13 protein-coding genes, 2 tRNA genes and 1 pseudogene are annotated in these 12,865 nt (G+C 69.9%); 4 read left to right on the top strand and 12 right to left on the bottom strand.

Annotated features, from left to right (window positions below; translation table 11 throughout):
* Positions 1 to 106 precede the first annotated feature (106 nt).
* The 5 genes from clpX to ACFWN1_RS26210 form a co-directional block, all read right to left on the bottom strand.
* Positions 107 to 1,393 (bottom strand): ATP-dependent Clp protease ATP-binding subunit ClpX, encoded by a 1,287-nt coding sequence (gene clpX / locus ACFWN1_RS26230; RefSeq protein ID WP_384366724.1) that lies wholly within the window; start codon positions 1,391 to 1,393, stop codon positions 107 to 109.
* Between the two features lie 168 nt (positions 1,394 to 1,561).
* A complete protein-coding gene (locus ACFWN1_RS26225; RefSeq protein ID WP_384366720.1) occupies positions 1,562 to 2,227 on the bottom strand; it encodes an ATP-dependent Clp protease proteolytic subunit in 666 nt (221 codons plus the stop codon).
* Between the two features lie 71 nt (positions 2,228 to 2,298).
* Positions 2,299 to 2,904, bottom strand: coding sequence for an ATP-dependent Clp protease proteolytic subunit (locus tag ACFWN1_RS26220; RefSeq protein WP_384366727.1), 606 nt, complete (start codon positions 2,902 to 2,904; stop codon positions 2,299 to 2,301).
* A gap of 359 nt (positions 2,905 to 3,263) precedes the next feature.
* Positions 3,264 to 4,691, bottom strand: coding sequence for a trigger factor (gene tig / locus ACFWN1_RS26215; RefSeq protein WP_384366717.1), 1,428 nt, complete (start codon positions 4,689 to 4,691; stop codon positions 3,264 to 3,266).
* A 175-nt stretch (positions 4,692 to 4,866) separates the two neighbouring features.
* A tRNA-Pro gene (locus ACFWN1_RS26210) sits at positions 4,867 to 4,943 on the bottom strand.
* Positions 4,944 to 5,113: 170 nt separating this feature from the next.
* Between ACFWN1_RS26210 and ACFWN1_RS26205 the strand changes: the two genes are divergently transcribed.
* A tRNA-Gly gene (locus ACFWN1_RS26205) sits at positions 5,114 to 5,184 on the top strand.
* A 61-nt stretch (positions 5,185 to 5,245) separates the two neighbouring features.
* Here the strand turns inward: ACFWN1_RS26205 and ACFWN1_RS26200 are convergent.
* On the bottom strand, positions 5,246 to 5,440 hold the full coding sequence (locus ACFWN1_RS26200) for a hypothetical protein (protein ID WP_031182285.1): 195 nt from the start codon (positions 5,438 to 5,440) through the stop codon (positions 5,246 to 5,248).
* Between the two features lie 442 nt (positions 5,441 to 5,882).
* Here ACFWN1_RS26200 and ACFWN1_RS26195 point away from each other — a divergent pair, with 442 nt between their 5' ends.
* On the top strand, positions 5,883 to 6,083 hold the full coding sequence (locus tag ACFWN1_RS26195; protein ID WP_384366714.1) for a hypothetical protein: 201 nt from the start codon (positions 5,883 to 5,885) through the stop codon (positions 6,081 to 6,083).
* Positions 6,056 to 6,415, top strand: a pseudogene (locus ACFWN1_RS26190) (hypothetical protein); the annotation flags it as partial. The gene ACFWN1_RS26195 and the pseudogene ACFWN1_RS26190, both read left to right, overlap by 28 nt.
* 35 nt (positions 6,416 to 6,450) lie before the next feature.
* On the opposite strand, the gene ACFWN1_RS26185 reads toward ACFWN1_RS26190, so the two are convergent.
* The 4 genes from ACFWN1_RS26185 to ACFWN1_RS26170 form a co-directional block, all read right to left on the bottom strand.
* On the bottom strand, positions 6,451 to 6,909 hold the full coding sequence (locus tag ACFWN1_RS26185; protein WP_384366711.1) for an HD domain-containing protein: 459 nt from the start codon (positions 6,907 to 6,909) through the stop codon (positions 6,451 to 6,453).
* 23 nt (positions 6,910 to 6,932) lie between these two features.
* Complete coding sequence (locus tag ACFWN1_RS26180; protein WP_384366708.1) at positions 6,933 to 8,105, bottom strand: PP2C family protein-serine/threonine phosphatase; 1,173 nt, start codon at positions 8,103 to 8,105, stop codon at positions 6,933 to 6,935.
* A 253-nt stretch (positions 8,106 to 8,358) separates the two neighbouring features.
* The gene (locus ACFWN1_RS26175; protein WP_384366705.1) at positions 8,359 to 9,168 is read right to left on the bottom strand and encodes an Fpg/Nei family DNA glycosylase; all 810 of its coding nucleotides are present in this window, start codon (positions 9,166 to 9,168) and stop codon (positions 8,359 to 8,361) included.
* A 64-nt stretch (positions 9,169 to 9,232) separates the two neighbouring features.
* Positions 9,233 to 9,718 (bottom strand): ribose-5-phosphate isomerase, encoded by a 486-nt coding sequence (locus ACFWN1_RS26170; protein WP_384366702.1) that lies wholly within the window; start codon positions 9,716 to 9,718, stop codon positions 9,233 to 9,235.
* Positions 9,719 to 9,962: 244 nt separating this feature from the next.
* Between ACFWN1_RS26170 and ACFWN1_RS26165 the strand changes: the two genes are divergently transcribed.
* Positions 9,963 to 11,387, top strand: a complete 1,425-nt coding sequence (locus ACFWN1_RS26165; RefSeq protein ID WP_384366699.1) for an amino acid permease — start codon at positions 9,963 to 9,965, stop codon at positions 11,385 to 11,387.
* A gap of 126 nt (positions 11,388 to 11,513) precedes the next feature.
* Here the strand turns inward: ACFWN1_RS26165 and ACFWN1_RS26160 are convergent, their stop codons facing one another.
* Both ACFWN1_RS26160 and ACFWN1_RS26155 read right to left on the bottom strand, forming a co-directional pair.
* On the bottom strand, positions 11,514 to 11,705 hold the full coding sequence (locus ACFWN1_RS26160; RefSeq protein WP_384366696.1) for a hypothetical protein: 192 nt from the start codon (positions 11,703 to 11,705) through the stop codon (positions 11,514 to 11,516).
* An 87-nt stretch (positions 11,706 to 11,792) separates the two neighbouring features.
* Positions 11,793 to 12,371: a biotin transporter BioY gene (locus tag ACFWN1_RS26155; RefSeq protein WP_384366693.1), complete on the bottom strand. Its 579-nt coding sequence runs from the start codon at positions 12,369 to 12,371 to the stop codon at positions 11,793 to 11,795.
* Positions 12,372 to 12,865: the final 494 nt, after the last annotated feature.

The following is a 12,865-nucleotide window of genomic DNA, read 5'->3' as shown; positions in this document are numbered from 1 at the left end:
GGACCGCCAAGGCCCGCGCGCCGGTCCGCGTCACGGCGTTCCCGCACATACCAGAGAGGGCCCCCGGCCCACGTGGCCGGGGCCCCGCTCTCGTCTGCCGCTGGGGTTACGCGGTCTTCTGCTCGCCCTGGCCGCGTCCCCGGGAGTCCCTCGGGATCAGCGTCGGGTTGACGTTGGAGTGGACGACGTCGGCCGTGATGACCACGCGGGCCACGTCCTTGCGGGACGGCACCTCGTACATCACCGACATCAGCACCTCCTCCATGATGGCGCGCAGGCCGCGCGCGCCGGTCTGGCGGAGGATGGCCTGGTCCGCGATGGCCTCCAGCGCCTCGCGCTCGAAGTCCAGCTCCACACCGTCGAGTTCGAAGAGCCGCTGGTACTGCTTGACCAGGGCGTTGCGCGGCTCGACCAGGATCTTCAGCAGGGCCTCGCGGTCGAGGTTGTGCACCGAGGTGATGACCGGGAGACGGCCGATGAACTCGGGGATCATCCCGAACTTCACCAGGTCCTCGGGCATGATGTCCTCGAAGATGTCCTTGGCGGCCAGCTCGCGCTTGGAGCGGATGGTGGCGCCGAAGCCGATGCCCTTCGCGCCCGCCCGCGCCTCGATGATCTTCTCCAGGCCGGCGAAGGCACCGCCCACGATGAACAGCACGTTCGTCGTGTCGATCTGGATGAACTCCTGGTGCGGGTGCTTGCGTCCGCCCTGCGGCGGCACCGAGGCGGTGGTGCCCTCCAGGATCTTCAGCAGCGCCTGCTGGACGCCCTCGCCGCTGACGTCGCGCGTGATCGACGGGTTCTCGCTCTTGCGGGCGACCTTGTCGATCTCGTCGATGTAGATGATGCCCGTCTCGGCCTTCTTGACGTCGTAGTCGGCGGCCTGGATGAGCTTCAGCAGGATGTTCTCGACGTCCTCGCCCACGTACCCCGCCTCGGTCAGCGCGGTGGCGTCCGCGATGGCGAACGGGACGTTGAGCATGCGGGCGAGAGTCTGGGCCAGCAGGGTCTTGCCGGAGCCCGTGGGGCCCAGCAGGAGGATGTTGGACTTCGCCAACTCGATGGCGTCCTCGCGGCCTTGGCCGCCGCCGTTCTCCCCGGCCTGGACCCGCTTGTAGTGGTTGTACACCGCGACGGAGAGGGCCTTCTTGGCCGGTTCCTGCCCCACCACATAGCTCTCGAGGAACTCGTAGATCTCGCGGGGCTTGGGGAGTTCCTCCCAGCGCACCTCGCTGGTCTCGGCCAGCTCTTCCTCGATGATCTCGTTGCAGAGATCGATGCATTCGTCGCAGATGTACACACCGGGACCTGCGATGAGCTTCTTGACCTGCTTCTGGCTCTTGCCGCAGAACGAGCACTTGAGCAGATCGCCGCCGTCACCGATGCGTGCCACGGTGTGCTTCCCCTTCGCCTGGGAGACGACTGGACACTGAAGATCCAGCGGCTCCTGGTGCTGCCTTATGTCGACGGTACCTTGCCGGGCACCGTGTTCGGGCCCCCCTTGGCAGGGTTCACTTTGACGTGCACCCTGCCAAGAGGGCCCGGACACGCGCAACCGCGGTCAGCGGACCGATTCGTTGTTCATCTTGCGGGTGGAGATGATCTGGTCGACGATGCCGTACTCCAGCGCCTCGTCGGCCGTGAGGATCTTGTCGCGCTCGATGTCCTCGCGGATGTTGTCGATCGGCCGGTTGGTGTGCTTCGCCAGCATGTCCTCCAGCTGCTCACGCATCCGGGTGAACTCCTTGGCGATGATCTCCAGGTCGGAGAGCTGACCGCGCCCCGTGGAGCCCGCCGGCTGGTGGATCAGGACCCGCGAGTTCGGCAGCGCCATGCGCTTGCCGGGGGTGCCGGCGGCGAGCAGGATGGCCGCGGCCGAGGCGGCCTGGCCCATGCAGACCGTCTGGATGTCGGGCTTCACGAACTGCATGGTGTCGTAGATGGCCGTCAGGGCCGTCATGTCACCGCCGGGGCTGTTGATGTAGATCGAGATGTCCCGGTCGGGGTCCATCGACTCCAGGCACAGCAGCTGCGCCATGACGTCGTTGGCCGAGGCGTCGTCGATCTGGACGCCCAGGAAGATCACGCGCTCCTCGAAGAGCTTCGCGTACGGGTCGTACTCGCGGACGCCCTGGGAAGTGCGCTCGACGAAGCGCGGGATGATGTACCGGCTCTCGGGGCGGGGGCCCTCGTGCATGCCGCTGGCGGCGCCGGGGAAGTCGTTCATGGGGTGTTCACCGTCCTGGTGGCGTTCTGGGAGCTGTCTGTGGTGGCGGTGCGTGTGCGCGGCCGGGCCGGTCAGGCGCCGGTGCCGCCGCCTCCCGGAACACCCGAGGCGTGCGTGATGATCTCGTCGATGAGACCGTACTCCTTGGCCTCTTCCGGGGTGAACCAGCGGTCGCGGTCGCCGTCGCGGATGATCGCTTCCACCGTCTGGCCGGAGTGCTGGGCGGTCAGCTCGGACATGCGCTTCTTGGTGCGCAGCAGGTACTCGGCCTGGATCTTGATGTCCGAGACCGTACCGCCGAGGCCCGCGGAGCCCTGGTGCATCATGATGTCCGCGTGCGGCAGCGCGAAGCGCTTGCCGGCCGCGCCGCCGGTGAGCAGGAACTGCCCCATGGAGGCCGCCATGCCCATCGCGATCGTTACCACGTCGTTCGGGATGTACTGCATGGTGTCGTAGATCGCCATGCCGGCCGTCACCGAGCCGCCGGGGCTGTTGATGTAGAGGAAGATGTCCTTCTCGGGGTCGGCGGCGAGGAGGAGCAGCTGTGCGGTGATCTTGTTGGCGATGTCGTCGTCGACCTGCTGGCCGAGGAAGATGATCCGCTCGCCCAGCAGCCGGTTGTAGACCTGGTCGCCGAGGCCACCGCCGATGGAGGGTTCGCCGGCGGCGGTAGGCATCAGATTCGTCACGTATCCACCTGCTCGTCTTACGACGGCGCCGGGCCGTCTCACGTAGTCCTGCCGGGGCTTGGCGGGGTCGGCTGATTCCCCTGCCCCCCGTATTCATGGACCCTAACGCTCTGGTCCCCCCGGTGAATCCCGTGGAAGCAGGTGTTCGCCGGGGGCGTAGTGCTCAGCGGTGGGGCGGGTGCGGTTCGGGGTGCGTGGTGTCCGTTGTGTTCCGGGTGCGGGTACGCGGGTGCTTGTCGCGCCGTTCCCCGCGCCTCCATGAGGGCGGTACCCCGTGAAGCGGAATGCGACAGGCCCCCGGAAGACTCGCTTCCGGGGGCCCGCTGTCAGGCTGGGGTGCCTCGGGCTCAGCCCTCGGTCTTCTCCTCGGCGGCCTCGGTGACCTCGGTGGTCGCGGCGGCCTCGGTGGTCGCGGCGGCCTCGGTGGTGGCGGCGGCCTCGGTGGTCTCCTCGGCCTCCTCCTCCTCGTCGTCCAGGTCCACGATCTCGCCGTTGGTGTCCTTGACGGTCGCGGCCTCGACCACGGCGGCCAGGGCCTTGCCGCGGGCGACCTCGCCGACGAGCAGCGGCACCTGGCCACCCTCCACGACGGCCTGGGCGAACTGGTCGGGGGACATGCCGGAGGAGGCGGCGCGGCGCATGAGGTGCTCGGTGAGTTCCTCCTGGTTGACGCCCAGGTTCTCCTTCTTCACCAGCTCGTCCAGGACGAACTGGGTCTTGATGCCCTTGACCGCGGCCTCGCGGGTCTCGGTCTCGAACTCCTCGGCGGTCTTGCCCTGGATCTCCAGGTACTTGTCGAGGGTCAGACCCATCTGGCCGAGCTGGTGGTGCTCCAGGTTGTGCTTGCGGGTGTTGACCTCGTCCTCGAGGAGCTTCTCGGGGACGGGGACCTCGACCAGCTCGAGGAGCTTGTCGAGCACGCGCTCCTGGGCCTGGGTGGCCTGGTCGTACTGCTTCATGTCGGCCAGACGCTTGGTGCTGTCGGCCTTCAGCTCGTCCAGGGTGTCGAACTCGGACGCGAGCTGCGCGAAGTCGTCGTCCAGCTCGGGCAGTTCGCGGGCGGCGACCTGGGTGACCTTGACGGTGACCTCGGCCTCGCGGCCGGCGGCGGAGCCACCCTTCAGCTCGGAGGTGAAGGTGCCCTCCTCGCCGGCGGACAGGCCCTTGACGGCCTCGTCGATGCCGTCGAGCAGCTCGCCGGAGCCGATGGTGTAGGAGACGCCGCTCGCGACGCCGTCCTCCAGGATCTCGCCGTCGACCTTGGCCTCCAGGTCGATCGTCACGACGTCGCCGTCCTCGGCGGCACGCTCGACCGGGGAGGTGGAGGCGAAGCGCTCACGCAGCTGCTCGACCGACTTCTCGACATCCTCGTCGCTGACCTCGATGGCGTCGACCTCGACCTCGATACCGGAGTAGTCCGGGATCTCCAGGGCCGGGCGGATGTCGACCTCGGCGGTGAAGTTCAGCGTCTCGCCGTCCTTCAGCTCGGTGATGTCGACCTCGGGCTGGCCCAGCGGGGTCAGCTCGGCCTCGTTGACCGCCTCGGTGTAGAACTTCGGGAGCGCGTCGTTGACGGCCTCCTCGAGCACGGCGCCGCGACCGAACCGCTGGTCGATGACGCGGGCCGGGATCTTGCCCTTGCGGAAGCCCTTCACCGTGACCTGCTGGTTGATCTTCTGGTACGCCGCGTCGAGGCTGTCCTTGAGCTCCTCGAAGGGCACCTCGACAGTGAGCCGAACCCGAGTCGGGTTCAGGGTCTCCACGGCGCTCTTCACGGTTCGGTCTCCTTGTGGCTGACTTCTCGGGTTCTGCCGGGGCCAGAGGGCACCGGCGGATAGCCGCCCGGAGGAGTAGCAGGCCATGAGGCCGGACACACGGGCGCGCAGCTTGCATAGTAACCGCAGCCGGTGAGCGCCCCAAAAGGCGATCGACACGACACCGTGAGCCAAGTGGTCGGGGTGGCGGGATTTGAACCCACGGCCTTCCGCTCCCAAAGCGGACGCGCTACCAAGCTGCGCCACACCCCGTCTGGTGCGAGTCGTAGGGTACATGCCCCGGACCCGGGCGTCGTCGTCTCGCGCCCGGGGTGACCGCCGCCGTGCCGCGGACCCTGCGGGGCACGCCAGGTTGGCCCGCACGCCGGGGGACCCGCTACGATGCTCCCGTACCGCGGTCACCGACGCGCGGTGCGCTCCTCGCGGGCGTAGCTCAATGGTAGAGCCCTAGTCTTCCAAACTAGCTACGCGGGTTCGATTCCCGTCGCCCGCTCCGCATGGCTCAGGGCCCGGCGGCCGTTTCGGCGGCGGCGGGCCCTGAGCCGTTCTCCGCCTCAGAAGCTGATCGAGTTCACCATCTCCGCTATCGAGTTCAGGAAGCGGCTGATGGAGGGCGCCATCCCGGTGGAGGCGAGGAAGAAACCGAAGAGGATCGCCACGACGGCCGGGCCGGCCTTGATGTTCCCTCCTCGCATCAACACCACCAGGATGATCGCCAACAGCAGCACCACGGACAGTGAAATGGCCACAACTGATCATCCCCTCGGTCGGTTCGCTCTCCCGGCCTGGAGGCACCGTGCAGCACACCTCCGCCAGAACCATCGTGCCACCAACCTGCCCTCTGTATGCGGCTCGTGACACATCGTCGGACGGCCGGTCCGGATCGGGGGGTGCCGCGGGCGCCTGTCCGCCGCCCCATCAGCGGTGACGGCGACCGTAATCGCCCCACATCATTTCCGTACCCACACATCGGCGGGGCGGGTAATTCGAGTTGAGTGAGGAACGGGCGACCGTGCCCCGATTCGGATGGACGAACATGGACATCGAAGGGCAAAGAGGCGACGCTGTCGTGCCCGCCATCACACCAGCCGAGCGGGCAAGTCGCGCGCTTTCCGGGGTGGTCGACGCCGATAAGCGTGAATGACCCCGATGGTTCTACGGACTCGCACACGCGCCGCAAGGGTGCCTGAGATGTTCGACGCCTCCCCGCCCCACGGCCCCACCCGCGCGCCCGAGCCCACGCCGGAGAGACCCGCTGGGGAGCGCGACTCGTTCTTCGACAACGCGGAGTACCTGGCGGTCGTGCTCGCGGCGATGGGGCACTCGTGGGAGGCGCTGTACCCGGACAGCCGGATACTCCGGGCGCTCTGTTCGGCTGCTCGCTGGTCCTGACGGCCTGCTTCCCCGCCTGGGTGCCGGGCCGCCGGACGTGGTTCACCTCGCTGGGCACGGGCACGCTCTGCGGCTACCCGCTGCACGGCTTCGTCCTCAAGTACGCCCGCTGGCAGGGCTGGTACGGCGCCCACCGGCTGCACACCCCGCTCGGTGCGATCCCGGTGACCGGCTTCGCCGCCGCGGTCGTCACGGCGCTCTGTACGGCTCCGGTGCGCCGGGTGTTCTGGTGCGTGACGGAGCCGAGGATGGAGTGGGCGTTCAGGCAGGACCCCGCCCAGCGGGCGCGGGAGCGTGAGCACGGCGGGCAGAAGCAGCCGGTACGGGAGAAGGCGGGCGTCCAGCGCCGCACTCCCGCTCCTCTTCCTCATCGTTCCTCCGGCCGGCCGAGAAGCGCGCGCATCCGCGTGTACTTCTCGGCCAGTCGCGTGCGGGTCGGCTCGTCCAGCACCGCGAGGCGGGCCGGGTCGGCGTTGTGCGCGAGGTCGGAGCGCTTGACCAGGCCGGCGCCCGGGGTGTCGAGGATGCGGGCGGCGTACTCCTCGGCGGGCTCGCCGGGGCGTCTGGTGAGGGCGAGCACGATGGCCTTGGTGCGCGCGGTGAGGGCGGCTCCGGCCAGCCACTCCGCGCTGAGCGCGTCGTCCTCGACGGAGTCGTGCAGCCAGGCCGCCGCGAGCTGCTCCTCGTCACCGCCGCGCGCCCGGACTCCCTCGGCGACGGCCGCGAGGTGTTCGGCGTAGGGGCGGCCCGCCTTGTCGGTCTGTCCGGCGTGGGCGTCGCGGGCGAGGGCCTCGACCTGGGCCAGGGTGAGCGGGTCCGTTGTCATCGGCCCAGTCTGGCAGCGGGGGTTCAGCGGGCGGTGGCGGATGCCTCGCGGCAGATCAGCAGCAGGGCGCGGTCGTCGTTGACGTCCTTGGCGACGGCCTCGATGAGATGCCAGGCGGCGCCGTGGAAGCCGCCCGCGACATAGCGGTCCGCCTCTCCGGTGAGCCGGTCGATGCCCTCGACCATGTCCCGGTCGGAGGCTTCCACCAGGCCGTCGGTGAAGAGCATCATGACGTCACCGGGCCGCAGGGTGCCCTTCTTGGAGTCGAACTGGGCGCCGTCGTACACCCCGAGCAGCGGGCCCTCGGCGGCCGTCTCCTCCCAGCGGCCGGTGCCCGCGCTGAGCTGGAGGCCCGGCGGGTGGCCCGCGGAGTACAGCTCGTAGTCGCCGGAGTCGAGGTCGAGCACCAGGTGGATGGAGGTGGCGAAGCCCTCGTCCCAGTCCTGGCGCAGCAGGTAGCCGTTGGCGGCGGGCAGGAAGGCGTGCGGGGGCAGCGAGCCGAGCAGGCCGCCGAAGGCGCCGGACAGCAGCAGGGCGCGCGAGCCGGCGTCCATGCCCTTGCCGGAGACGTCGGTGAGGACGACCTCCAGGGTGCGGCCGTTGTTGGTGCGGGCGGCGACCACGAAGTCACCGGAGAAGGACTGGCCGCCCGCCGGGCGCAGCGCCATCTCCTGGTGCCAGCCCCGGGGCAGCTTGGGCAGCTCGCTCTGGGCCCGGATGCGTTCGCGCAGGTCGAAGAGCATGGTGCCGCCGCGCCGCCAGGGCACCCCGACCCGGCTGCGGAACTGCGCGGTCAGCAGCCCGAAGAGGCCGCAGGCGGCGACGACCAGCACGATGCCGGGGGTGACCCTGGACGGCCCCTCGGTGTACGGGCCGAGCCGTACCGATTCCACGATGAGGGCGCCGGCGGCGGTCGCGTAGAGACCGAGCAGGCTGGCGGGGCGCAGCAGCAGGCCGCCGGCGACGATCGGGATGACCAGGGTGGCCGGGGAGCACCAGACGGAGTTGGCCAGTGTGAGGGCCATCAGCGCGGGAATGGTGAGGAGCAGGCCGACCAGCGCGATCCAGTCGGGGCCGTCGCCGCGGAAGTAGTCGACCGCGCTTCTGCGCAGCGCGACGCGGACCCGGTGCCACTGCATCTTCCACCGGGCCGTGAACGTCTCGGCCTTCGCGCGCCGTTCTCGTCCTGCTGCCATCAGTTCGGGACCCTATCCATCCAGCCGGCCGCATGGCACGGGAGGTCCCACTTGTCCCCCGTGCGAGGCTCCACTTCGCGTTTCGGCCCCGCGTCTCGACCACGCGGTCCGACTACACAGTGAACGGCACGAACGGCCGTCGCGCTGCCACCCGGCGGAAATTCCCCGCCCTGTCCCGCGTCGGGGCTGGCTTACCGGCACGAGGGAACGGGGCGCACGACCGGTTCACAGCCGTGCACGGGGCGCGCCCGGGTCAGCCGGCCTGGCAGGCCGGGCACCAGAAGAGGTTGCGCGCGGCGAGGCCGGCGGTACGGATCTCGGTGCCGCAGAGGTGGCAGGGCAGGCCGGCCCGGCGGTAGACGTAGACCTCGCCGCCGTGGCCGTCGACGCGGGGCGGGCGGCCCGTCGCGTCGGGGGTGTGCTCGGGGCGGACGGTGTCGATGCGGTTGTGGCGCACGCCCTCGCGCATCAGCGCCACGAGGTCGGCCCAGATCGCGTCCCACTCGGCCCGGGTGAGGTCGCGGCCGGCGCGGTAGGGGTCGATGCCGTGCCGGAAGAGGACCTCGGCGCGGTAGACGTTGCCGACGCCGGCGATGACCTTCTGGTCCATGAGCAGGGCGGCGATCGGGGTGCGGCTGCGGCTGATCCGGTCCCAGGCGGTGGCCGGGTCGGCGTCGGGGCGCAGCGGGTCGGGGCCGAGGCGGTCGTGGACGGCGCGCTTCTCGCCGTCGGTGACCAGCGCACAGGTGGCCGGGCCGCGCAGGTCGACGTACGCGGTGTCGTTCGTGAGCCGGAGCCGGACGGTGTCGGTCGGCGGGGGCGCGGGGGCCGGGCCGAAGGCGACCTTGCCGAAGAGGCCGAGGTGGATGTGGACCCAGTCGCTGTCGCGGAAGCCGAGGAAGAGGTGCTTGCCGTGGGCGTCGGTGGTGGTCAGCTCGGCGCCGTCCAGCAGGTCGGCGGCGTCGGCGAACTTGCCCTGGGGGCTGCTCACCAGCGGGGCGGTGCCGCGGAAGCGCTCGGCGTAGTCCTGCGCCAGCCGGTGGATCGTGTGCCCTTCTGGCAAGGCCGCGGGGTCCTTCCTCGGGTACGGGCCCCCGCCGCGGTGGGGCGGCGGAGGCGGCGCGGAGTTACTGCTGGGGGTGGTGCGCCGGGATGGGCGGGAGGTCGCCGGTGTTCTCGTAGTCCGTCAGCATGGCGATGCGGCGGACGTGGCGCTCTTCGCCGGTGAACGGGGTGTTGAGGAAGATCCCGACGAACTTGGTCGCCTCGTCCTCGGTGTGCTGGCGGGCGCCGACGGCGATGACGTTGGCGTCGTTGTGCTCGCGGCCGAGCGCGGCGGTGTCCTCGCTCCAGGCGAGGACGGCACGTACTCCCTTCACCTTGTTCGCGGCGATCTGCTCGCCGTTGCCGGAGCCGCCGATGACGACGCCGAGGGAGCCGGGGTCGGCCACCGTGCGCTCGGCCGCCCGGAGGCAGAAGGGCGGGTAGTCGTCCTGGGCGTCGTAGAGGTGCGGCCCGCAGTCGACGGGCTCGTGCCCCGCCGCTTTCAGCCACTCGACGAGGTGGTTCTTGAGTTCGTAGCCCGCATGGTCGGAGCCGAGATACACGCGCATGGACCGAGTGTGTCACGCCCGAATCCGGGCAGCAGCGCCGGGTTCGACAGGGCATATGTGAGCCAGACCATAGAACCTCAAGGGAACCTCAAGTAACAATCCGGATTCAGAGGTTCCCGAATCTATTTCCCTCAGATTCACTGGACCGCCTCGTACACCGCTCGTGCGAGGCCCCGTACGACGACGTACGACCGCACTGCCGCTCGTACGGGAACCGCTCTACCGGCGCAAAGGAATTTCGTCCATGTCCCAAGGTTCCGGGCTGCAAGCAGGTCTCAAGAACCGTCATCTGTCGATGATCGCCATCGGCGGTGTGATCGGTGCCGGCCTTTTCGTCGGCTCCAGTACGGGTATCGCCACGGCGGGCCCCGGCATCCTGCTGTCGTACGCCCTCGTCGGCACGCTTGTCGTCCTCGTGATGCGGATGCTGGGCGAGATGTCCGCGGCGAACCCGACCTCCGGCTCCTTCTCCGCGCACGCCGACCGTGCGCTGGGACGCTGGGCCGGCTTCTCCATCGGCTGGCTGTACTGGTTCTTCTGGGTCGTGGTGCTCGCCGTCGAGGCGACGGCCGGCGCGAAGATCCTGGAGGGCTGGATGCCGGCGGTCCCGCAGTGGGGCTGGGCGCTGATCGTGATGCTGGTGCTCACGGCCACCAACCTGGTCTCGGTCGGCTCCTACGGTGAGTTCGAGTTCTGGTTCGCCGGGATCAAGGTCGTCGCGATCGGCGCGTTCATCGTGGTGGGCGCACTGGCGATCTTCGGTGTGCTGCCGGGTGCCCACACCGACAAGGCCGGGCTGAGCAACCTCACCGCGCACGGCGGCTTCCTGCCGCACGGGCCGGGCGCGATCCTCACCGGTGTGCTGCTGGTCGTCTTCTCCTTCATGGGCAGCGAGATCGCCACGCTGGCGGCCGGCGAGTCGGAGAACCCGCAGCGCGCGGTCACCAAGTCGACCAACAGCATCATCTGGCGCATCGCGGTCTTCTACCTGGGCTCGATCCTCGTCGTGGTCTCGCTGCTGCCGTGGAACGACCCGTCGATCAAGACCGACGGTTCCTACGTCGCCGCGCTGAACTCGCTCGGTATCGCGCACGCCGGTCAGATCATGAACTTCATCGTGCTGACCTCGGTGCTGTCCTGTCTGAACTCGGGTCTGTACACCGCGTCCCGCATGGCCTTCTCGCTCGGTGAGCGGGGTGACGCGCCCAAGGTGTTCGCGAAGACCAACGCCCGCGGTGTGCCGATGGCGGCCATCCTGGCCTCGGTGCTGTTCGGCTTCGTCGCGGTGTTCTTCAACTACAAGTTCCCGGACTCGGTCTTCCTGTTCCTGGTGAACTCCAGCGGCGCGGTCGCGCTCTTCGTGTGGCTGGTCATCTGCTTCTCGCAGCTGCGGATGCGGAAGATCATCCAGCGGGAGGCGCCGGAGAAGCTCGTCGTGAGGATGTGGCTGTACCCGTACCTCACCTGGGCCACGGCCGCGCTGATCGTCTTCGTCCTCGGCTACATGCTGACCGACACGGAGCACGACGGCCGCGAGACGGTCCTGCTGTCCATGATGGTGGCCGCGGTCGTGCTGATCATCGCCTTCGTCAAGCAGTCGGTCACGGCGAAGAAGGGCCGGCCGGAGATCCCGGCGACCGAGGACTCGGAGAAGGTCCCGGCGGCCTGACACCGCCCGCCGAAGCCCGGTGCCCTGCGGGAATCCCCTCGCGGCACCGGGCTTCGCCGTGTCGCCCTCCACCCTTCCGGCATGGTGACGCGGCGATTCATCGACGTCGGGCGGGGTGCGGCTCGCCTACCGGGTGCGGGGGCCGCCGGAGGGTCCGCCGCTGGTCCTGCCGGGGGTCTGGGCGGTGATGCCACCGGCCGCCACCGCCCAGTCGGCGGGCGGTTCCCCGTCCGGCCGCTCCGGTGTCGTGTCCGGGCGGGGGCGCGGGGCACCGACGTCCTCCAGGACCAGCCGGTCCACCCGGCCCGGCCGGGCCACCGCGACGAGGTACGCGACGATGCCGCCCGGCTGATCGGCGAAGGCCCGCCCCTGCTTGTCGCAGCGGGGGCGGGCCGTCGTCGGGGGTCAGCTCTTGTTCGTCAGCTTCCACGCCGTGGGCAGCGCGCCCATCGCCAGGGCGGCCTTCAGGGCGTCGCCGAGGAGGAAGGGGGTGAGGCCCGCCGCGATGGCCTGGGTGGCGGACAGGTGGGCCGCGAAGGCGAGATAGGGGACGCCGACGGCATAGACGAGCGCCTCGCCGAGGAGCATCGTGCCGGCCATGCGGAGCGGGGAGCGGTCCGCGCCCCGGCGGGCCAGCGCCCCGACGGCCGCGGCGGCGAGCAGCATGCCGAGGACGTAACCGAAGGAGACCGACGCGCCGGAGCCGCCCTGGGCGAACCACGGCACCCCGGCGAGGCCGGCGGCGGCGTACAGCGCGAGGGCGGCGAAGCCGCGGCGGGCGCCCAGGGTGGTGCCGACCAGCAGCGCGGCGAAGGTCTGTCCCGTCACCGGTACCGGGGAGCCGGGCACCGGCACCGCGATCTGGGCCGCGAGACCAGTGAGCGCCGCACCGCCGAGCACGAGGGCGGCGTCGCGCACGCGCGAGGAGGGAAGGAGGTCGGCGAGGACGGCGCCGGGCCGAGCGGTGACGCTGGCGGTGCTCATGGGGACTCCGCGGATCTGTGGACAGGTGTGGACAGGGGCAGGGGTAACATCGCGACGCTATACCGGCCCGTGTCCGCCGATCACCGTCTGTGCTCGACAAAGCCGTGACCAGCGGCTTGGTGGGCTTCACACAAAAGATGCCGCCTACACCGGAACCGGCGTGACCCCGGTCACCACGCACCAGTGGCCCGGCAAACGGACGTGAGCATTCCGCGAGGGGCACGTCCGCACAGCGGACGCCTCCATCCTGGCGTCCCTCAGCTCCCGCCGCGCCGCCGTGCCGAGCGCGCCGGCACCGGCCGTGCGCATGCGGGCGTTCCCCTGGCGGGGCCTTCGTGTCGCCCCCGTGCCCGTGACCGGTCTTTTGTTGCTAGCGTGTAGTTGCAATTCACTTGCAACAAGGCACCCGCCTCGTGATCGTCTTCTCACACCTTCACCGGCGGGCGGATGAAGGAAGCCCCCCGCGAGGACAGGACTCGCGGGGGGCTTCTTCA

The organism is Streptomyces sp. NPDC058459 (assembly GCF_042721685.1).
Lineage (GTDB): Bacteria > Actinomycetota > Actinomycetes > Streptomycetales > Streptomycetaceae > Streptomyces.
Note: the sequence above shows the minus strand (reverse complement) of the source record. Positions and strands in the feature narration are given on the sequence as shown.